The following is a 21,976-nucleotide window of genomic DNA, read 5'->3' as shown; positions in this document are numbered from 1 at the left end:
GCTTTTTTATGCCTGACATACTAAGCCGTTAATTTTTCACGAGCTTCCTTCGCTGCTTCTACGAGATTTTGAAGAGCCGGTCTCACCTGCTCCCAAGTTCTCGTTTTCAGCCCACAGTCAGGATTAACCCACAACTGCTCAAGCGGAATGTAGTTAGCCGCTTGTATTAATAGCTTTTCCACTTCCTCTGTGGTTGGAATTCTTGGTGAATGAATATCATAAACACCAGGCCCAATCTCATTCGGGTACTTAAAGTCATTAAAGGTTTGTAGCAACTCCATATCCGAACGAGACGATTCAATGGTAATCACATCGGCGTCCAGACGGGCAATTGAGTCAATGACCTCATTAAACTCGGAATAACACATATGAGTATGGATCTGAGTAGTATCTTTGACGCCTGCAGTCGCTAAACGAAATGCATTCACAGACCACTCAAGGTAAGCAGCTTGCTCACTTTTACGTAAGGGCAGCAACTCTCGGAACGCAGGCTCATCCACTTGAATGACATCAATACCGTTGGCCTCTAAGTCTATGACTTCATCTCTTAACGCTAAAGCAACTTGATCCGCAATCTGATAAGCAGGTAAATCTTCGCGCTCAAATGACCAGGCCAGAATCGTCGTCGGTCCGGTTAACATCCCCTTCACTTTTTTCTCAGACAATGACTGCGCATACTTGGACCACTCAACGGTGATCGGCTGTTTACGCCATACGTCGCCGTAAATAATGGGCGGCTTTACGCAGCGACTACCATAACTTTGTACCCAGCCAAACTGAGTAAAGGCAAAGCCATTTAACTGCTCACCAAAATACTCGACCATATCATTACGCTCGGCCTCACCATGTACCAGAACATCCAGACCGATAGACTCCTGTTCCTCGATTGCCTGTCTGATTTCTTGCTGGATGGCTTGTGTATATTCGGCTTGATTAATCTGCTGAGATTTATAGCTTTTTCGCGCCTGACGAATAGTATCCGTTTGTGGGAATGAACCAATCGTTGTCGTCGCTAACAGGGGGAAATTAAAATGATTTTTCTGTGCAACTTTTCGCTGCTCAAATTCCGACGCTCGTTGGCGCTGGATATCCGTAATATTGGCTAGTCGCTGCTGCACTTTTCGGTTATTAACGACTTCTGACTCCGCACGAGACGCCACTGCTTTGTCGCTGAGCTCCAAAGCCTCTTTTATGGCAGTTTCTCCCTGGTTTATAGCAGCCGTTAAATGCGCAATTTCTGTTACCTTTTGCTCAGCGAAGGCTAACCATTGCTTCAACTCGTCATCCAACTTTTGCTCGCTATTCAGGTCAACAGGACTATGCAGCAAAGAGCAACTGCTACCGAGCCATAAGTTATCACCATAATGTTGCTTAACATCCTGCAATGTTGCCAGACTGCGGCGTAGCTCGTTCCGCCAAATATTACGACCATTAACGATGCCAACTGATAATACTTTCGAGCTTGGCCAGTATTCTTTTACCAGTTTCAATTGCGCAGCACCATCAGCGATGACATCCAGATGTAAACCATCAACGGGCAATTCAGCAATACGGTCAAACTTGTCGTCGATACGACCAAAGTAAGTGGTCAGTAGTAGCTGAATGTCGGTATCGGCAGCGAGCTCAGTGTAGGACTGAGTAATAGCATTGAGCCAGGCATCATCCAGATCCAGGGCCAGGATCGGCTCTTCAATCTGTACCCACTGAATGCCCTGCTGATTGAGATAATCCAGTATCGACTGATAGGCTTTAACTAGACCTGGCAGTAATGACAACTTATCAAACTCAGCGCTGTCACGCTCCTTGCCTAAAAATAAATAGGTTACCGGCCCGATTAACTGCATCTTCAAGTGCTTGGATAGTGTTTTTGCCTGCTCAATTTGTGGCTGCAATAAAGCCGTGTTAAGACCAAACTGCTGTTCCTTTTTAAATTCAGGAACAATGTAGTGGTAATTGGTATTAAACCACTTAGTCATTTCGCTGGGTTGGACCTGACTTCCGCTTGGAGCCGAACCACGGGCAATACGAAAATAATTATCCAATAAGTTATCTGCCAGCCCTTGTTCGAAACGCTCAGGCGTAACCTCCAGTAAGATGGAGGTGTCTAACACCTGATCATAAAAAGAAAAGTCACCGACCGTAAGCCAATCAATTCCTTTGTCCTTGGCCGACTGCCAATTAGTTTGGCGGATTTTTGCTGCAACTTGCTGCAGTTCGGTTTGCGAAATGTCTTTACGCCAGTACTTTTCCAGTGCGAATTTCAGTTCTCGTTTGGCTCCTATCCGAGGAAGCCCTAAAACATGTGATTGTGCCATCGTTATTTCCTAAGCTGTTGTTAACCATAAAAGCGCATTACCACTGAATGCGGTTTATTCAATTCATAACTACCATGCGCTAAAGATGTTTAGACGTCTAAATGGCCATTATGGTTATATTGATGGCGAAATCAAGCCTATTTGTAAACTAATTTCAAGCTGCAAAAGTAAACAAATTAACTCTCCATAAAAAACCATATAATTCAATCAATTAGGTTGATAACTGATTCGATAAATTTTGCCGAAGCCATCGTCAGAAACTAATAGAGAGCCGTCTGGTAACTGAATAACGTCATTAGGACGTCCTTTGACTTCACCGTCAACCAGCCAGCCAGTAATAAAATCGTCCTGGGATATCACTTGATTACCCTTTAAGGTCAGGCGCACCACCTTATAACCGACCTTGGTACTACGATTCCAGGAACCGTGTTGCGTAACAAAGATGGAATTCTGATATTCCTCAGGAAACATATCACCGGTATAGAAGGCCATTCCAAGAGGTGCCACATGAGCCTGAAACTCCCATGCTGGCGGTGTGAACTCGCGCTCCCCTAATTTTTCGCCAAAAGCGGGATCCATAAAGTCTTCACCATGCACGTATGGGAAACCGAAAAACTCCCCGGCCCTGGTGACTCTATTCAACTCACATGCAGGTTCATCATCACCCAGCCAATCTCGCCCATTATCAGTAAACCATAACTCACCGGTTTGTGGGTGCCAGTCAAAACCCACACTGTTACGTACACCTGTTGCAATAAACTCATGCTTTTTTGTTTCGAGATCGACAGCGATAATAGTCCCAAAGCGCTGATCATCTTCATCGCACACATTGCAGGGCACGCCGATAGGGATATAGAGTCGGCCATCAGGACCAAATTTTATGTATTTCCAGCCATGGTGACTCTTATCAGGTAAGTCGTCGTACACCACTTCCGGTTCTGGTGACTCTTTGTAGTGCTTGTCGATTGCTTTAAAACGCAAAACCTTATCCACTTCCGCAACGTATAAATCGCCCTGATGATAAGTAACAGCACTAGGCATATAGAGGTCATCAATAATGGTGTAAACCTTATCTGCTTTAAAGTCACCATCGGTGTCTTCCACAGCATACACCTTGCCAGCTTTTCGGGTACCAGCATAAATGACTCCCGAGTCAGATAAAGCCATTTGCCTCGCCCCTTCAACGTCTGGGGCAAAAACGTCAATCGTAAAGTTTTCAGGGACTTCAGCAGCCTGTAACGTACTGAAGAGCAAGATTCCTAATACAGTAATTAACTTCATAAACCGCTCCGTAAATTTGAACTTTCTACAGAATAAAACGTTCATTTGCTCAATATCAAATACCACGTCAAAGTTATGCCATAAAAAAAGCGGCTCGAAGGCCGCTTTCTTAAGTATCACTGATTACTTTAAATGCTCTTCAAAATAATCAGTGATGGTATTAAAGACATGGGTTCGTGTCTTCTGCCCCCAGATAGAGTGTTTACTGCCCGGGTAGTTCATCATATCGAACGGCTTATTAGCATCCTGCAAGGCTTTAAATAATTTAGTACTATTGGTGAATAAAACATTATCATCCGCCATGCCATGAATGATCATTAAGTCCCCCTCTAAGCCCTCCAAATAGGGAAAGACATTACTCTGCTCGTAACCGTCTTTATTATCTTCGGGGTGAGCCAGGTAACGCTCGGTATAGTGAGTATCATACAGGTACCAGTCGGTCACGGGTGCGACTGAAACGCCGGCTTTAAACACGTCGGGCTTCTTAAACATACTCATGATGGTCATGTAACCACCGTAAGACCACCCGAACATGCCAATGCGCTCAGAGTCTACATATGGTAGTGATTTTAAGAAATCGACACCTTTCACCTGATCCTGAACTTCGACATCGCCCAATTTTCGATAAATCGGATCTTCAAATGCTTTACCTCGATTCCAGGAGCCACGGTTATCCAGTGAGAAAATAACGAAACCGCGATCCGCCATCATATGATGCCAGTAAGTGTTTCTAGCGCCCCAGACATTTTGTACACGCTGTGCGTGAGGCCCACCGTAAACATCAACAATGACGGGATAGGTTTTACCAGCTTCCATATTCGTTGGCTTATACAGGCGGTAATACATCTCCTGACCATCATCAGCTTTGATCTTGCCAAATTCAGGTTTAGACGCTGACTGGTAGTAAGGATAGTAAGGGTGCTCGGCATCCAGTTTATTTTCTTCCAGCCAGGTCACCAGCTTACCGTTGGCTTGGCGCAAACTGACCTGTGGTGGCTGCTCAACCGAAGAGAAATAATCGACAAATAGCTGCATATTTTTAGCGAAACTAACGTCATGGACGCCTGCTTTTGTGGTAACTTTTTCAATGTCACCAGAGCCATTCATCGGTACAGAATACAGGTGTTGCTGTAGTGGACTGTCTTTATTAGCATCAAAGTAAATCAGCCCCGACTCTTCATCAACGCCGTAAACTTTATTCACAACCCAGTCACCGGCGGTAAGTTGATTAATAAGCTCGCCTTTGAGGTCATACAGATAAATGTGTCGGAAACCACTACGCTCAGAGGTCCAGACAAAAGCATTATGTCGCTTTAGAAAGTGCAAGTCTTTGGTCAGATTAATCCAGGTCTCTGCCGTTTCAGTTAACACCTCATGCGACTTTCCGGTTTCTGCGTCGGCGAACATCAGCTTCAAAGTTTTTTGATCGCGACTCTGCCACTGGAATGACACTCGCTTCGAGTCGCTCAACCATTTCACCCGAGGAATATAAATATCTTTCTCTTCACCAATGTCAACCCAGGTTGTTTTACCGCTGGTCAAATCGAGTACACCCAGCTTGATGGTCACATTGTTGGTGCCGGTGCTCGGATAACGTTGTTCAAATACCGTAAAATCTTCGGCATTAATTTCGTAACGCTTTTCAACGTTGACCGGCGACTCATCAACTTTCAAATAAGCCAGCTTTTTACTGTTCGGCGACCACCAATAACCGGTCAGACGCCCCATTTCTTCCTGAGCCACAAATTCTGCCATACCATTTTTGATGGTTCCCTCACCATCAAATGTCAGCTGACGCTCTTCGCCGCTTTCAGTATCAACAATAAAGATATCCTGCTCGCGGATGAAAGAAACACTTTTGCCATCCGGAGAAAGCTTAACGTCTGTTTCGTAAGTTGCAGTTTGCGTAAGCTGCTTCGTCGCTTCGTCTGCCGGCTTGGTCAGGTCATGGACAAAAATATCACCACCTAAAGGGAATAACAGAGTTTCACCATCATCACCCCAATAGTAATTAATAATCCCCTTAGCGAATAAGCGCATACGCTCTCGACGTGCCTTTTCTTCATCTGAAAGCTTTTCCTCGCCCGGCATTAAATCCGCGGAGTCAACCAACATCCGAGACTGTTGGTCAGCCAAGTTATATTCCCACAAATCCAAGCGCTCCTGTTCCTCTTCTTTTCCCTTCAGGAACGTCACTCGGCGACCATCTGGAGATAATTTAACCGAACTTGGTTCTGGCCCTGTAAGAGCCGGATCGGCATAAATTCTCTCAACCGTTAGCCTTTCTTCATTTTTATCAGCCTGTGCTGTCATTACTCCTGCTCCTGCAGTCGCCAGAAGAACCCCGTTCAGCAGGGTCTTAACATAACTCATAACCTAATATTCCCCATATTTTCTGGATAATGCATCATAGAATTTACGCTGCAAACAATCAATCGTGTTATGGTACCAATCATGGCTAGTCACGGCTTATTTTTTACTGCATAATCCAAACTTTACGTCGGTTCGAGAGTCACTATGCACATTGTATCCGGTCGCTGGCAGCTAGGATTAATTCTGTCCCTTACTACCGTATTCCTTTGGGGGCTGCTTCCCATTGCACTAAAGGGCATACTTCTACAAATGGATGCGGTTACCGTAACCTGGTACCGATTTGCCGTTGCTGCCATTTTTCTGTTGTTTTATATGGTCGTACGAAGACGAGTGCCCAACTTAAAAGTTCTCAAAGGAATCACGTTGATACTTATCCTGGTGGCGATACTCGGCTTATGTGCTAACTACGTATTCTATCTTTTCGGGGTCGACACGATTACCCCCAGTAGTGCCCAGGTCATGATCCAGACTGCCCCCATGTTCATGCTTCTGGGCGGTCTGATAATCTTTAAGGAAAGTTTCAATAAATGGCAGTGGCTCGGCTTTATCTGCTTTGTCATTGGCTTGATTCTGTTTTTTAATATGCGGTTCAGTGAGATAATGGAAAACCTTGATGGCGCCTATACCGTTGGTCTCTTCTGGATGCTTCTTGCCGCTATAACCTGGGCAGGATATGCCCTAGCACAGAAACAGCTACTCAACACCTACAGCTCCAACCAAATCATGTTCATTATTTATATCTCCAGTGTATTTATTTTGATGCCCTGGAGCGAGCCATCTCAAGTGCTGCCTTTGGATACACTGGGCTGGGGCTTATTGATTTTCTGCTGCTTGAACACCATTGTAGCCTATGGTTCATTCGCCGAAGCCTTAGCCCACTGGGAGGCCTCTCGAGTCAGTGCTATTTTAGCCTTAACACCACTAGTCACCATCCTCAGCATGAAAGTTGTCGCTCACTTCTACCCGGACTACCTGCCTTCGGAGCCGCTAAATGCTTTGAGCATTGTCGGTTCGATCATGGTGGTTTTGGGATCTGCAACAACGGCATTAGCGGGAAAAAGGAAGTCCAAAATAGTTAAGCAATCACCATCGCCGCAAATATAGAGAAGAATAGGATGGGTCAGGCATAGCTATAACCGGGCCTGTCCCATTGGGTGCACCAGTAACTTAGAAAGTCGATGGACTGCGCTTAAAAAGCGAACCTGCCCTATAACCTAAACGTCCTAACCAATATCAGCTCCCTCATGGTGGTTGTGGGATCTGCAACAACAGACTTAAAAGAAATTAGAAGCCCAGGGTAATTACAAACTTAACGTCATCATCACTGTAGGCTTCATCAAATCAACCGGTACAAAAAAGGCTTCCCATAGGAAGCCTTTTAAATAACAAGAGCGCTTATCTCGTAGCGATAAAGTCATCAATCTTTACCTTAAGATTATTAACCCAGCGAGGGTAACTACGATGGATATTCTTGCCATCATAGTCCAGGTTCACACTATCGACGTAAATAATACTATAGCTCTTCATGTTATATGGGATTTTGACGATAGCAGTATGCGCACGTAACTTCAGGGTGCCTCGAATTAAACCTGGTTTTAGTGGCGTCATTTCCCAGCCAAGAGACTGTCCCGCACGTAATATACTTAGCTTTACATCTTCAAGTGTTTCGCCATTATCAACTAAGTACTCAATATTGTGATCATGTAAATTAGTTAAAGGACGACTGGTATTGCAAGCACTTAAAAAACCAACTAAAAACAAAGACAGAATAATGATTCTCATCGTATTTTCCTTTTATCGTTTATTATTAACATAACAAAAAGCCCCCAAAAGGAGGCTTTAGAAAATCCAAATTAATTTTAGACCAAACTAAAAGTGAAGATTTTCTTTAGAGCGAGGATGCACCACGCGCAAATGCGGAGCGTATATGAAATACGTGAGCACTTGAGTCCTAGCTCTTTAGATAAAACTCTACACTTTTAAGAAAGATGTTTTCTTACTTTTTCTTGCGCTGAGGAGGAAGGTCAGTACAAACACCTTCATAAACCTCTGCCGCGAAAGTCACAGACTCAGACAATGTTGGGTGAGCGTGAATGGTTAAACCAATATCTTCAGCATCACAGCCCATTTCAATCGCCAGACCAACTTCTGCGATCAACTCACCAGCGTTAACCCCAACGATAGCGCCACCGATCACACGATTGTTTTTCTTATCGAATAACAACTTAGTGAAGCCTTCTTTACGATTAACGCCAATCGCACGACCTGATGCTGCCCATGGGAATTTGCCCACGCCGTAATCAACGCCTTGTTCTTTCGCTTCTTTCTCGGTTAGACCAACCCATGCGACTTCTGGATCAGTATAAGCAACCGATGGGATCGTTAATGGGTCAAAATAATGCTTCTTACCAGAAATTACTTCAGCAGCAACGTGCGATTCGGCCGTTGCTTTGTGTGCTAACATAGGTTGACCAACGATGTCACCGATAGCGTAAATGTGTGGAACGTTAGTACGCATTTGCTTATCGGTTTCGATAAAGCCGCGATCCGTTACTTTAACACCCGCTTTATCAGCGTCGATCAAATCACCATTCGGACGACGACCTACCGCAGATAAGATCATGTCAAACTTCTGAGGCTTTTCTGGCGCATTCTTACCTTCAAACGTAACATACAAGCCATCTTTCTTAGCTTCTACTTTAGTCACGCTGGTTTCCATCAAGATATTTTCGTATTTACCTTTGATGAACTTCTCTAGGACTTTAACTACATCTTTGTCAGCAGCAGGGATTAACTGATCAGCCATTTCAACAACAGTAATTTTCGCACCTAGTGCACGATATACTGTCGCCATCTCAAGACCGATGATGCCGCCGCCGATAACCAACATATGCTTTGGAATATCACGAAGCTCAAGCGCGCCGGTTGAGTCAACGATACGATCATCTTCTGGCAAGAACGGAAGATCAACCACACGTGAACCCGCAGCAATAATAGCATTGTCGAACGTGACTTTTTGCTTTTTACCATCGTGCTCAACTTCAATTTCATTAGCACCAGTAAATTTGCCGTAACCCTGGACCGTTTTAACTTTACGGCCTTTCGCCATACCAGCCAAACCGCCAGTTAACTGCTTGATAACACCATCTTTATAGTCACGGATTTTATCGATATCAAACTTTGGTTTACCAAAGCTAACACCATGAGCAGACATTTCTTCTGCTTCATCAATCACTTTTGCTGTGTGCAATAATGCTTTTGATGGGATACAACCCACGTTTAAGCAGACACCACCTAACGTGTCGTACTTTTCAATTAAAATCACATCCATGCCTAAATCAGCAGCACGGAATGCAGCGTTATAGCCCCCTGGGCCACTACCTAAAACGACGACTTGAGCGTGTAAATTACTCATGAGTTCCTCTTTTCTATCTGAATTTAGAGTATCAACTCTAAGCGCTTATTTTGCGCGTATTTTACCTAACTTGACCGAAAAATCATCAAACAATTCAATATAACGCCAATTGCGCTATAGGATTGTTCGGCGAATGTCAGCCAACATCTTACCCAGGTGTACTATAAAGCGTGCAGCCACGGCACCGTCAATCACACGATGGTCATAAGACAATGACATTGGCAACATCATGCGTGGCTCGAAATCTTTACCATTCCACACCGGCTTAACCTGGTTACGTGACAGGCCAAGAATAGCAACGTCAGGCCAATTAACAATTGGCGTAAACGAGGTACCACCGATACCACCTAACGAAGAAATGGTCATCGAACTACCCTGCATATCTTTAGCCGTCAGCTTCTTATCACGCGCTTTTTCCGACATTTCACCCAGTTCAGTAGCCAACTCATACACTGACTTCTTGTCCACGTCACGAATCACCGGTACGACCAAGCCATCTGGCGTGTCTACCGCAACACCAATATTAAAATACTTCTTCAATATTAATGTTTCGCCATCTGCCGCTAATGAAGAGTTAAATGTTGGGAACGCTTTCAGGCTCGCCACTAATGCTTTCATGATGAACGCAAGCGGTGTTAAACGTACACCCTCCTTTGCCGCTTCTTCCTTCATCGATTTACGGAAGTTATCCAGTTCAGTAATATCAGCCTCATCATGCTGCGTAACGTGTGGAATCAAATTCCAATTACGCTGCAAGGTGACACTGCTGATTTTCTGAATACGTGACAGTGACTTTTCTTCCACTTCGCCAAACTTCGAAAAATCGATTTCAGGCAGATCTGCAGGCGCAGCACCACCCGTATTCGCCGTAGCCTTTGGACGAGATAATTCAAACTTGATAAACGACTGAACATCTTCTTTTAAGATACGATTCTTACGTCCCGTACCTTTGACTTTCGACAAGTCTGCGCCAAACTCTCGTGCCAGACGACGTACCGCAGGACTGGCGTGAATCACCTCACCTTCGCGGCGTTCATATGGCTCGACTGCGACCGGAGCAGGTTTATATTCTGATTTCGGCATTGGCGTGTCTTTTACCGCCGGCTCTTTATCTTCGACCTCTTGCTCTGGCTGAGCAGACTCAGTTGGAGCTTCCTCTGCAGAGTCACCTTCCGCAACCGTCATAGTACCGATTTGGTCGCCCTGGCTGACTTTATCGCCAACCTTCACGCTCATCGATTCAATGGTACCGGCGAAAGGAGACGGCACTTCCATCGTAGCTTTTTCCGTTTCAAGCACGATCAGGCTATCGTCCTTATCGACGTCATCGCCCTCTTTAACGCTAACTTCAATGACATCAACGCCATCTGAATCCCCCAGATCCGGAATGATTATCGGCTCAGAACGCGAACCACCCGCGTCTGCTTTTGGCTCCGGCTGAGCATCTTCAGCACTATCTTCGCTGGCAGTCGACTCGCTCTTTTCTTCTTCAGTTGACGCTGACTCAGTAGACGTTGATGACGCTTCCAGCTTTAGGATTAAATCACCTTCCGATACTTTATCGCCGACTTTCAGCTCGATAGACTTAACCACACCCGCATCGCTGGATGGTACTTCCATTGTCGCTTTATCGGTTTCAAGCACAATCAAGCTATCATCAACGCTAATTTCATCACCAACGTTGGCCAAAACTTCAATGACATCAACCCCACTGGCATCGCCAATATCGGGGACTTTTACCTCAGTTAAATTTGCCAAGGGAACCTCCTCCAATTATAGGGTTGCTGGATCAGCTTTATCAGCGTCGATGTTGTAACGCTTAATTGCTTTAGTAACTTCTTTAACGTCAATCTCACCCTCGTCCGCCAACGCCTTAAGCGCTGCAACGACGATATAGTAACGATCAACTTCAAAGAATCGGCGTAAATTTTCACGGCTGTCTGAACGACCGAAACCATCCGTACCAAGCACCGTATAACTCATCGGTACGAAGTTACGAATTTGATCAGCATATGACTTCATGTGGTCAGTTGCTGCAATCGCCGGGCCCTTTTGCTTCTCCAGACATTTCTCAACATAAGACTTTTTCGCTTTCTTATCTGGATGTAACATGTTTTCACGCTCAACCTCCATACCGTCGCGACGGAGCTCAGTAAAGCTTGGTACTGACCAGATATCAGATAATACACCAAAGTCGTCTTCAAGAAGTTCAGCCGCATGCTCGACTTCACGCAGAATCGAACCAGAACCCATTAACTGGACACGTGGTGCTTTCTTGCGCGATTTATTCGCTTTCAGCTGATACATACCTTTGATAATGCCTTCTTCAGCACCTTCCGGCATCTCAGGATGTACGTAATTCTCGTTCAATGTCGAAATGTAATAGAAGACGTTCTCCTGATCCTTATACATACGACGCATACCTTCACGCACAATCACCGCAACCTCATAGGCGTAGGTTGGATCGTAACTGATACAGTTTGGAATTGTCGCTGAAATAAGATGATTATGACCATCCTGGTGTTGCAACCCTTCCCCGTTCAGGGTCGTACGGCCAGAAGTCGCACCGATCAGGAATCCTCGTGCCTGCATATCGCCAGCAGCCCATGCCAAATCGCCGATACGTTGGAAACCAAACATGGAGTAGAAAATATAGAATGGAATCATCGGCAAGTTATTGCTCGAATAACTGGTAGCCGCTGCAATCCATGACGACATAGCACCCGCTTCATTAATACCTTCTTCGAGGATTTGGCCTTTCTTATCTTCACGGTAATACATGATTTGATCCGAATCGACCGGATCATATAGCTGCCCGACTGAGGAATAGATACCAATTTGACGGAACATACCTTCCATACCAAAAGTACGCGCTTCATCAGGAATAATTGGTACGATTCGTTCTTTCAGACTTTTATCTTTCAGTAACACATTAAGGCCACGTACAAAGGCCATGGTGGTAGATATTTCACGCTCACCACTCGACTTCAACAAAGCATCGAATGCATCAAGCGACGGTATGTCTAAGCTTTTAGATTCAGCACGACGCGTCGGCAAATGACCACCAAGTTTTTCACGGCGCTCTTGAAGGTACTTAATCTCATCGCTGTCTTCACCGGGATGATAGAAAGGTACTTCTTCCAGCTTCTCATCAGGAATCGGAACGTTAAAACGATCGCGGAAATGCTTTAACGCTTCCAAGTTCATTTTCTTAACCTGGTGCGCAGCATTTTTACCTTCACCCGATGCGCCCATACCGTAACCTTTAACGGTTTTGGCCAAGATAACGGTTGGCTGACCTTCAGTGTTTACCGCTTTGTGGTAAGCAGCATAGACTTTATGCGGATCGTGACCACCACGGTTCAAGCGCCAGATGTCCTCATCCGACATATTGGCAACCATTTCTTTCAGCTTTGGATCTTTACCGAAGAAATGTTCGCGAGTATAAGCACCACCTTTGGCTTTACAGTTCTGGTACTCACCATCCACGGTGTCTTCCATCACTTTGCGCAAACGACCTTCAGTATCACGTGCCAGTAACGGATCCCAGTAACGGCCCCAAATCACTTTCAATACATTCCAGCCAGAGCCACGGAACTCACCTTCCAGCTCCTGAATGATTTTGCCGTTACCGCGAACCGGGCCATCAAGACGCTGTAAGTTACAGTTAATCACGAAAATCAGGTTATCCAGCTTTTCACGACCAGCAAGACTGATCGCACCGAGTGACTCAGGCTCGTCCATCTCACCATCGCCTAAGAAGGCCCAGACTTTACGCCCCTTAGTGTCTGCCAAACCGCGATTTTCCAGATACTTTAAGAAACGCGCCTGATAGATGGCCTGAATAGGGCCTAACCCCATCGATACTGTTGGGAACTGCCAGAACTCGGGCATCAACCATGGGTGCGGATAAGAGGATAAACCTTTACCGTCTACTTCCTGACGGAAATTGCTTAACTGCTCTTCTTTTAAACGCCCTTCCAAAAAGGCGCGGGCATAAATACCAGGAGACGAGTGACCCTGGTAATAAATCAAATCGCCCTTATCTTCGTTATTACCCTTAAAGAAGTGGTTAAAGCCGACATCGTAAAGGGTCGCGCTTGACGCAAAACTTGATAAGTGGCCGCCCAACTCTAATTCTTTGTTCGACGCCTGCAGAACAATCGCAATCGCATTCCAGCGAATAATCGCACGTAAACGACGTTCCATTTCCTGATCACCAGGCATATGCGCTTCTTGCGATGGAGGAATCGTATTGAGATAAGCAGTGGTTAAATCGAATGGCAAATTAGCACCGGCACGACGTGCCTTAGCTACCAGTTTCTCCAGTAAGAAGTGTGCTCTTTCGACACCTTCTTCTGCCATCACTGCATCCAGCGCGTCGATCCATTCCTGCGTTTCTATCGGATCAACATCTGCTGCAGATGCATTTTGTTTTAAATCATTTTCAGACATATTTATCGCCCTATGACAGCCGCACGACTATTTAACATGCGTTAACTATATTCATTACTGATCACAAAGCCAACATCTTAGTCAAAAAGTGCTTAAAAAGATACTCTTTCGCGTAAAAACCGGCCAAACCAGGCAACTGGTCTGACCTAAAAAACACCCAGCAAATAATTAACACAAGTTAAATATAATCAAACAAAAGTCCAGCCGAGTAATGAAGCAACGGCGATCACCGCAAATAAAATCACACCGGCTCGCTGCGATACGCCGATGGCACAGTGATTCTCGCCAGCTACTTTTTCATAGCTTTCAGCATGAGCACCCATGCTTGCCGCTGCCGCATTGAGCAGTAAATCTTTTCCCGATACATCGAGGTCAAAGTACTGCTTTTTAATCGCATCAATGCCGTGAGCCATATCCCCAGCTAATAAATACGATAAGGTAGAAATACGACAGGCAATCCATTCCATAACATAAAACACTTTTTTACCAGCCACTCCCAGCCGTGATTCCTGCTGCTGCCACAACAACATTCGATACAGTAGCGCACCAGCCGGACCTAACAGTACAAACCAGATAGCCACACTAAAATACTGACTCTCGACGTTATAAAAAATACTCGAAGTGACCTGTTTGACCATTTCCGCTTCATCATTGGCCTCTTTGCCAGTATAGGTTTTAGCATATTCGTACGCTGCCTGCGGATCATCATGCTCCAGCGCGCTAAAGTAACCACTGAGTTGTTTGCTTGGTAGCTGAGGGCCAAAGGCGTGAACCAGGATCAGTACCATTAGCGCCAGTACAATGAGTGAGGCAATAAAGCCGTCATCAAACAACTTGAACAGGATAAATATCACAATAGCTGGAATAAAGATTTCCACGCTGTCACGTAACCAGCCCTGATACCAGGACTTGTCCCCAAAAGTCTTATTTAACCCCCTCGAATAACTGAAGTACCAGTTGTCACTACTCAGTTTGTCCCGAGTAGCCGACTGGTTGCTGTGATAGTACCGCTCAATCAAGATCGCTATTACCAATGCCAATAGTGCCATTTTGTTTGCCCTTAATCGTTAATTGGTGATGCACCCATCGTTATACCATACTCTCTATCAGCCCCTTTACCTTCAGAGCCGTCCGGCCAGATTAACTATCGTGGTTTACCGGCTAATGTCTTGCGAAAGTAATCCCAGTCGAAGGCAGGTCCTGGATCCGTTTTACGCCCCGGGGCAATATCCGAATGTCCTGTAATCCTTTCTTTCGTTATTGCAGGATACGCAGACATGATCAGCCGTGTCAATTTCGCCAGCACTTCATATTGCTGTGGTTCATAAGGAATATCATCGGCGCCTTCTAACTCAATACCAATAGAAAAATCATTACACTTATCTCGTCCCTGAAACGATGATAGCCCCGCATGCCAGGCTCGCTTATGCAAAGGAACATACTGCACCAGCCCACCATCGCGGCGGATCAGAAGATGGCTGGAAACGCGAATGCCAGCAATCTCTTTGAAAAACTCATGTTCTTGCGGGTTCAGTCGACCAGCAAAAAGCTGATCGATATAAGGCCCTCCAAACTGTTTAGGTGGCAAACTGATGTTGTGGATCACCAGCAAATCAATCTCAGAGCCCTCGCGATCGTCGTAGTGAGTACAGTCCGACTGCCTCGCCTGTTCAACCAACCCGGTGTGTAAATTTATACAAAATTCCTGGCCTGCTACCGCCATACTATTCCTAAACTAGCTATTTGTGATTACAATACCACACATTGTAAACGGAAAGCCCCCATTGCGGTATAAGCGACAAGAGCAATTATGATTGATATTCCTTATCAGAAACAACTTAAGCAAGACATCGACTTCCAAGTAAGCCGAGCTCTGGAAGAAGACTTAAATGGTACGGATGGCGTTGATGTCACGGCAGAACTCATTGCCGCCGATAAAGTCGCTAAAGGCCGCTTAATTACCCGGGAAAACGCAGTAGTTTGCGGTATTGACTGGTTTAACGCCGTTTTTTCCAAGCTCGATCCAAGCATGTCTGTAAAGTGGCACTGTCAGGATGGCGATAAAATGGCAGCCAACGATACCTTGTGCGAAATAGAGGGTAATGCACGTAACATTCTTACTGCTGAACGTAGTGCCATGAACTTTTTGCAAACACTGTCAGGCACTGCAACAACTACAGCCCGCTACGTCAGTGAGCTAAGGGGCACTCATTGCAAACTGCTAGACACCCGTAAAACCATCCCTATGATGCGCTTAGCCCAAAAGTATGCCGTATACTGTGGTGGCGGCAAAAACCATCGTATGGGACTGCACGATGCCTTCCTGATTAAAGAAAACCACATTATGTCTATGGGCTCGATAAAAAATGCAGTAGCGGCAGCCAGACGTAACCATCCCGATCTGTTAGTGGAAGTTGAAGTTGAGACCTTCTCACAACTGGATAAGGCACTGGATGCTGGAGCCGACGTCATCATGCTGGATAATTTCAGTACTGACGATATGCGCACAGGCGTGGCAATCAATCACATGCATTCACACACGGCTAAGATTGAAGCGTCCGGCAACGTCACCCTGGAAACCTTAAGCGACATCGCCAAGACCGGAGTCGATTATATTTCTGTTGGCGCTTTAACCAAAAACGTAAAAGCCATCGACTTATCGCTTCGACTGGAAATGTAGGCAGAGTCAGCCAATCAGGGATTGGCTCACCATTAGCAAACAGCCAGTTCAAAGCTTAAGTCTGACGCAGCTGGCTGCACATCGTCTCCAACGTGCTCCATGAAGCGGATGCTGAAATAGTGCTTTGAACCACTGACTTCTGGAAAGTACTCCGAGTCACGCGGAAGCCGCAGACGTAAAAGCTGCGGGTTGTTCTTATTCGACAAGCTGCTTTGGTATACTCCTTGATGACAGGTGACCTTGTCAAAATCTCCATTTTCGCGAAACAATCGTAACAGTATTTTAATGCACTGTGCCAACCCTTCGAGATGAGTAAACCATTCGCTCAGACTTTGCTGACGATACTGGAAAGGTTTACTTAGGAACTGATGAAGTTCAGGCAAGTCAAAGCTACAGGTACCGCCAGGCATGCGAATACGATTTTTGAGCATATCAATAAAGCGATCTGCGCGTAACTTAGCACCAAACTTACCCTGGTAACGCCCAAGCCAGGTTAACAGCTGTTCCAGTTGCTCTAAAAATCGTTGTAGCTTTAAGTCATCAATATAGGGGCTTTCTTTTAACTGCAGAAAGTGTAGGCGCTGGGCTTCCAGCTCCTTGATCAGCTCGCCCTTGATATCACCACGGTCAAGACAGTCCAATATTTCCCACAGGTTGCGCAGAGCAGCCACATGACACATTTTAGAGTCTTGCTCACGCAAATGTAGTTGTATGGAGAAGAGCTGCTCCAGGCGCAAGTAAGTACGGACCTGCTCGCTCAAGGGATGTTCATACAGTATGGACTCACCCGAATCGCTCATGGGCTTTAGCTCCTTGCTAAATCACGGTACTCGTTGTCTAGCTTTATAACTTGTTGTTTTAATGATTGCAAATCAGCATCATTGGTAATGACGTCATCGGCAATAGCTAAACGTTCTTCTCGGCCAGCCTGACTCGATATCAACGCCTTAGCCTGCTCTACAGAACTGTCATCACGCTGCATCAGGCGCTCCAGCTGAATGTCTTCTGAGGCATCAATGACCACAACACGGTCATACTGCTCCGCTTCCGGCGTGTTATAAATAGTTTCGTAGTAGAGCGGGATGGCACTGATGGTATAAAGCGCCTGGTTTTTCGCAGCCTCCGCACGCCAAGCTGTCATCTGCTGACGAATCAAAGGATGTAACAGCTGATTCAGCCATTTAAGCTTGTCATCGTCCGTAAACACGATATTGCGTAATGCTCGCCGATCCAGCGTTCCATCGGCCTGCAAAACCTCCTCGCCAAACTTCTCCGTGATCGCCAACAGGCCTTGAGAGCCAATAGCCACTACATCCCGCGCCACCTGATCCGCATCCAAGACAGGCACGCCAAGTTCTTCAAAATAACGGCTAACTGCGGACTTACCGCTGGCCACGCCACCGGTTAAAGCAATATGAAGAGTCATAACTGTTTACAAGCTTTATGGTGCTAATAGGTCTAAATAAAACTGGGTCAACGGCTGCCCCCAGATTAACGTAACCCACCCCGCAATGGCCAAGAAGGGACCAAAAGGAATGGTATGGTCTCTGCCGCGCTTGCTCACGATCATGCTGATAATGCCCAAAACCGCGCCCGTTACCGTCGACAGAATGATTACCAGAGGCAACATTTTAAAACCCACGAAAGCCCCGATAGCTGCCAACAGTTTAAAGTCACCATGGCCCATACCTTCTTTCCCGGTCACCAACTTAAACAGCCAGTAAATTGACCAGAGAATCAAGTAACCACACAGAGCACCGATGACTGCCGAGCGCAAATCAGGTGCAAAGTTTGGCTGAAAGGTTTCTGGATTTAAAAATAAAGGAACAGTTAACCCCACCCAAACCAAAGGGAGCGTCAATTGATCGGGTAAGATCTTATGATCGTAATCGATAAAGCTGCCGATGATTAAAGTCGAGGTAAAAATGACAGCAAATACCGTTAGCCAGGTAAAACCGAAAGCCCAAGCACAGATAGCAAAAGTACTTGCGGTCAGCAATTCAACAAAGGGATAGCGGATAGAAATTTTCGTTTTGCAGGAGCTACACTTTCCTCCTAACAACAGCCAGCTCAATACCGGAATATTTTCCAGTGCTGTGATCTGATGGCCACACTTGGGACAAGCCGAACGTGGAGAAACCAGATTAAATTTCTCAGGCAGCTCCTCCGCCGGGCAGCTCACCTTGCAACCAGCTTCAGTTAGGATTTCCGTTGCTGTGCCCTTCCATTCACGATTAAGCACTATTGGAAGTCGGTATATCACTACATTATAAAAACTGCCAAACAACAAGCCCAGTACAAAAACAAAACCTGCCAGTAACGGCAGGTTAGTAGAGAGTAATTCAATCATACTTTATTTTCTTGATATTAATCTTTCTTAGAATGCATCACCCAACTTAAAGATTGGCAGGTACATAGCAACAATAATGGTACCGACTAAGCCACCAATAAAGACGATTACAAAGGGTTCAATTAACGAGCTTAAACCATCAACCGCATCATCCACTTCCGCTTCATAGATATCTGCCACTTTGGATAACATGGTATCTACCGCACCGGATTCCTCACCGATTGCCACCATTTGGTTTACCATATTTGGGAAAACACCCGTTGATGTCATCGCCATATTAATCTGAAGACCACTGGTCACATCATCCTTAATTTTCATAATAGCTTTTTTATAGACGGTATTACCTGAGGCTCCAGCAGCAGAATCTAAAGCATCAACCAAAGGGACACCTGCCGCAAATGTGGTCGCTAAGGTACGGGCATAACGGGCCACGGCCGCCTTTTGTACCAGCGGTCCGAAAATTGGAAACTTGAGCAAAAACCGATCCTTTGCTTCTCTAAATTTTTCTGAGCGCTTATTAGCCTGAACAAAGCCAACAACAATGGCTATCAGGATACCTAAATAAATATACCAGTTAGCCTGCATGCTCTCAGATGCACTTACTACCACTGCGGTCAACGCCGGTAAGTCAGCCCCAGCCCCCTGGAACAAGTCCTTAAACATGGGGACAACATAAATCAGCAATACAGCTGTTACCGCAATTGACACAACGATAACTGCAGCAGGATACATCATCGCCTTTTTAATTTTAGACTTTAAGGCTTCTGTTTTTTCTTTATAAGTCGCGATACGATCCAGCATTTGCTCTAAAGTACCGGATTGCTCACCGGCATGAATCAGGTCACAAACCAACTCATCAAAGTACTTGGGATGATTACGAAGTGCCGATGCAAAAGGGCTCCCTGATTCAACGTCTTCTTTTATTTCTTGGACCAGATCTTGTACACTGGCGTTTTCGTGGCCTTTACCAATAATATCGAAAGACTGTACCAAAGGCACACCCGCTTTCATCATGGTCGCCAACTGCCGTAAAAATACGGCAATATCAACAGGCTTGATTGGCTTCTTGCCAGAACCAAACGAAAACAGCTCAGCATTCACCGTTTTTGGTGTAATACCCTGTTTTCGAAGCTGCATTTTTACTGCATCAGCACTCTCTGCTGGCATAGAGCCAGAAACCTTCTGACCTTGCTTATTAACCCCTTTATACTGAAAATTTTTCTGTTTCTTTTGTTTCGCAGCTGCCCCACGCTTTTTAACTGCTGTAGCCATGTTTGTTCACCTTTAACAACGATTAAAGCTAATATAGCAAAATTCTGTTTGAAAGTGCCAGATCCTACAAAAGTAACCACCACTCGAATTACTCTTGAGTGACTCGATTAACTTCTTCCAGACTTGTTGCACCCAGTTTAATTTTATTAAGACCAGCTCGCCTTAGGTCGGGAATATTTTCTTTTTTCGCCTGATCGGCAATGTCAATCGCATTACCGCCCTGCATAATAATTCTTCCTGTTTCTTCCGACACTGGCATGACCTGGAATAAACCTACTCGACCTTTATAACCTAATGTACACTTATCGCAACCAACAGGTTCATAAACTGTGAGGTCGTTCAGTTCTTCTTTAGTAAAGCCTTCTTCCAACAATGCCTCTTCTGGCAACTCAGAAGATTTCTTACAATGCTCACAAAGCCGTCTTGCCAGACGCTGCGCCACAACCAGGTTCACGGTAGTCGCAATATTAAATGGCGCCACACCCATATTCACCAAACGTGTTAATGTTTCTGGAGCCGAGTTGGTATGCAGTGTCGATAATACCAAGTGACCTGTTTGCGATGCTTTAATCGCAATTTCAGCAGTTTCCAGATCTCGAATCTCACCAACCAGTACGATATCCGGATCCTGACGCAAGAAGGCTCTAAGTGCTGAAGCAAAAGTTAAGCCAGCCTTTAAGTTAACATTAACCTGATTGACGCCAGGCAGGTTAATCTCTACCGGGTCTTCCGCTGTCGAAATATTCTTATGCTCATCATTCAGAATATTAACACCGGTGTAAAGCGTTACCGTTTTACCAGAACCCGTTGGGCCGGTAACCAGGACCATGCCCTGTGGTTTACCAATGGCATCCATAAAGTACTTCTTTTGCTGCGCTTCAAAACCTAAAGCATCGACACCCAACATGGCACTGGAAGGATCCAGAATACGCATTACAATTTTCTCACCGAACAACGTCGGCAAGGTATTCACACGAAAATCAATGGCTTTTGTACGAGACAGTTTCAGTTTGACACGGCCATCCTGTGGAACACGGCGTTCAGAAATGTCTAGGTTAGATAGAACCTTTAGACGTGCTGAAATTCTCGCCGAGAGCTGAATCGGCGGGCTAGCCACTTCATGCAACATACCATCAATACGGAAACGTACTCGGTATTTCTTCTCATAAGGTTCAAAGTGTAAATCCGACGCCCCCTTACGAATGGCATCCACTAACATTTTTTTTACGAACTTTACTACCGGCGCATCATCCTTTTCCGCCCCCTCATCAATATCAGCACCTTGATCACCTTCAATAGCATCCAGATCAATGTTATCCAGATCAGCATCATCAAAGTCTGAAAGTGACTCGCTTTCCTTTTCATCAATTAACTTATCGACGAGGGTATCAAGCCTGGATGGCTCAACCAAAACCGCTTCAATAGAGCAATTAGTCTGGAAACGAATTTCTTCCAAGCTTTTAAGATTTGTCGCGTCAGAAACCCCAATAAATAATCGAGTGCCACGTTTAAATAACGGTATAGCACGATGCTTACGCATCATATTTAAATCGATAATGTCTTTAGGTAAGTTTTCGACATTAAGAGCAGAAACATCAAAATAAGGAGCACCGAAATTTATCCCCTGTGCTTTAACTGCATCTTTACCTTCAACCCAACCAGCATTCACAAGCCAATCAATTAAACCAACTTTCTCTTCTTTCGCCCGCTCGATAGCCTCTTTTACTTTTTCTTTTTCAATAAGGCCTTCAGCGACCAGCATATGTGCTAAGCCCGTTAAACCAGTTTCTACTAGTGCCATGTTTTCATTCAATCCGCTATTTGTTTATATATAC

Annotated in this window: 16 protein-coding genes; 2 read left to right on the top strand and 14 right to left on the bottom strand. The window is 45.3% G+C overall.

Translation table 11 applies throughout. The features are described from left to right. Window positions 1-20: 20 nt before the first annotated feature. The 3 genes from metE to H7708_RS05580 all read right to left on the bottom strand — a co-directional run bounded on the left by metE (window position 21) and on the right by H7708_RS05580 (window position 5,969). On the bottom strand, window positions 21-2,315 hold the full coding sequence (metE, locus tag H7708_RS05590) for a 5-methyltetrahydropteroyltriglutamate--homocysteine S-methyltransferase (RefSeq protein ID WP_235727526.1): 2,295 nt from the start codon (window positions 2,313-2,315) through the stop codon (window positions 21-23). Window positions 2,316-2,522: 207 nt separating this feature from the next. Further along, complete coding sequence (locus H7708_RS05585; RefSeq protein WP_223669491.1) at window positions 2,523-3,596, bottom strand: PQQ-dependent sugar dehydrogenase; 1,074 nt, start codon at window positions 3,594-3,596, stop codon at window positions 2,523-2,525. Between the two features lie 123 nt (window positions 3,597-3,719). Continuing rightward, window positions 3,720-5,969, bottom strand: coding sequence for a S9 family peptidase (locus H7708_RS05580; RefSeq protein ID WP_223669490.1), 2,250 nt, complete (start codon window positions 5,967-5,969; stop codon window positions 3,720-3,722). Window positions 5,970-6,113: 144 nt separating this feature from the next. Between H7708_RS05580 and H7708_RS05575 the strand changes: the two genes are divergently transcribed. Continuing rightward, on the top strand, window positions 6,114-7,073 hold the full coding sequence (locus H7708_RS05575; protein ID WP_223669489.1) for a DMT family transporter: 960 nt from the start codon (window positions 6,114-6,116) through the stop codon (window positions 7,071-7,073). Window positions 7,074-7,364: 291 nt separating this feature from the next. Here H7708_RS05575 and H7708_RS05570 read toward each other — a convergent pair whose 3' ends face one another. The 6 genes from H7708_RS05570 to ampD form a co-directional block, all read right to left on the bottom strand. Further along, the gene (locus H7708_RS05570; protein ID WP_223669488.1) at window positions 7,365-7,751 is read right to left on the bottom strand and encodes a hypothetical protein; all 387 of its coding nucleotides are present in this window, start codon (window positions 7,749-7,751) and stop codon (window positions 7,365-7,367) included. Window positions 7,752-7,965: 214 nt separating this feature from the next. Beyond that, a complete protein-coding gene (gene lpdA / locus H7708_RS05565) occupies window positions 7,966-9,384 on the bottom strand; it encodes a dihydrolipoyl dehydrogenase (RefSeq protein ID WP_223669487.1) in 1,419 nt (472 codons plus the stop codon). A gap of 114 nt (window positions 9,385-9,498) precedes the next feature. Further along, window positions 9,499-11,142 (bottom strand): dihydrolipoyllysine-residue acetyltransferase, encoded by a 1,644-nt coding sequence (gene aceF / locus H7708_RS05560; protein ID WP_223669486.1) that lies wholly within the window; start codon window positions 11,140-11,142, stop codon window positions 9,499-9,501. Between the two features lie 15 nt (window positions 11,143-11,157). Next, window positions 11,158-13,839: a pyruvate dehydrogenase (acetyl-transferring), homodimeric type gene (gene aceE, locus H7708_RS05555; protein ID WP_223669485.1), complete on the bottom strand. Its 2,682-nt coding sequence runs from the start codon at window positions 13,837-13,839 to the stop codon at window positions 11,158-11,160. Window positions 13,840-14,027: 188 nt separating this feature from the next. Then, window positions 14,028-14,888 (bottom strand): regulatory signaling modulator protein AmpE, encoded by an 861-nt coding sequence (gene ampE, locus H7708_RS05550; protein WP_223669484.1) that lies wholly within the window; start codon window positions 14,886-14,888, stop codon window positions 14,028-14,030. Between the two features lie 95 nt (window positions 14,889-14,983). Then, window positions 14,984-15,562, bottom strand: a complete 579-nt coding sequence (gene ampD, locus H7708_RS05545; protein ID WP_223669483.1) for a 1,6-anhydro-N-acetylmuramyl-L-alanine amidase AmpD — start codon at window positions 15,560-15,562, stop codon at window positions 14,984-14,986. Window positions 15,563-15,649: 87 nt separating this feature from the next. On the opposite strand from ampD, the gene nadC reads away from it, so the two are divergent. Next, window positions 15,650-16,519: a carboxylating nicotinate-nucleotide diphosphorylase gene (gene nadC, locus H7708_RS05540; RefSeq protein ID WP_223669482.1), complete on the top strand. Its 870-nt coding sequence runs from the start codon at window positions 15,650-15,652 to the stop codon at window positions 16,517-16,519. A 32-nt stretch (window positions 16,520-16,551) separates the two neighbouring features. On the opposite strand, the gene zapD is transcribed toward nadC, so the two are convergent. From zapD to pilB, 5 genes are all read right to left on the bottom strand, one after another. After that, window positions 16,552-17,319, bottom strand: coding sequence for a cell division protein ZapD (gene zapD, locus H7708_RS05535; RefSeq protein WP_223669481.1), 768 nt, complete (start codon window positions 17,317-17,319; stop codon window positions 16,552-16,554). Between the two features lie 5 nt (window positions 17,320-17,324). Next, window positions 17,325-17,945, bottom strand: a complete 621-nt coding sequence (coaE, locus tag H7708_RS05530; protein ID WP_223669480.1) for a dephospho-CoA kinase — start codon at window positions 17,943-17,945, stop codon at window positions 17,325-17,327. Window positions 17,946-17,960: 15 nt separating this feature from the next. Further along, entirely contained in the window at window positions 17,961-18,869 is a 909-nt protein-coding gene (locus H7708_RS05525) for a prepilin peptidase (RefSeq protein ID WP_223669479.1), read from the bottom strand. Between the two features lie 27 nt (window positions 18,870-18,896). Further along, complete coding sequence (locus H7708_RS05520) at window positions 18,897-20,141, bottom strand: type II secretion system F family protein (RefSeq protein ID WP_223669478.1); 1,245 nt, start codon at window positions 20,139-20,141, stop codon at window positions 18,897-18,899. A gap of 88 nt (window positions 20,142-20,229) precedes the next feature. Then, window positions 20,230-21,942 carry a type IV-A pilus assembly ATPase PilB gene (pilB, locus tag H7708_RS05515; protein ID WP_223669477.1) on the bottom strand — a complete coding sequence of 571 codons (1,713 nt, stop codon included), beginning with the start codon at window positions 21,940-21,942 and terminating at the stop codon, window positions 20,230-20,232. Window positions 21,943-21,976: the final 34 nt, after the last annotated feature.

This window comes from Kangiella shandongensis, assembly GCF_020005365.1.
In the GTDB taxonomy this organism is placed as follows: Bacteria; Pseudomonadota; Gammaproteobacteria; order Enterobacterales; family Kangiellaceae; genus Kangiella; species Kangiella shandongensis.
This window is presented reverse-complemented; position numbering and strand designations above follow the sequence as displayed.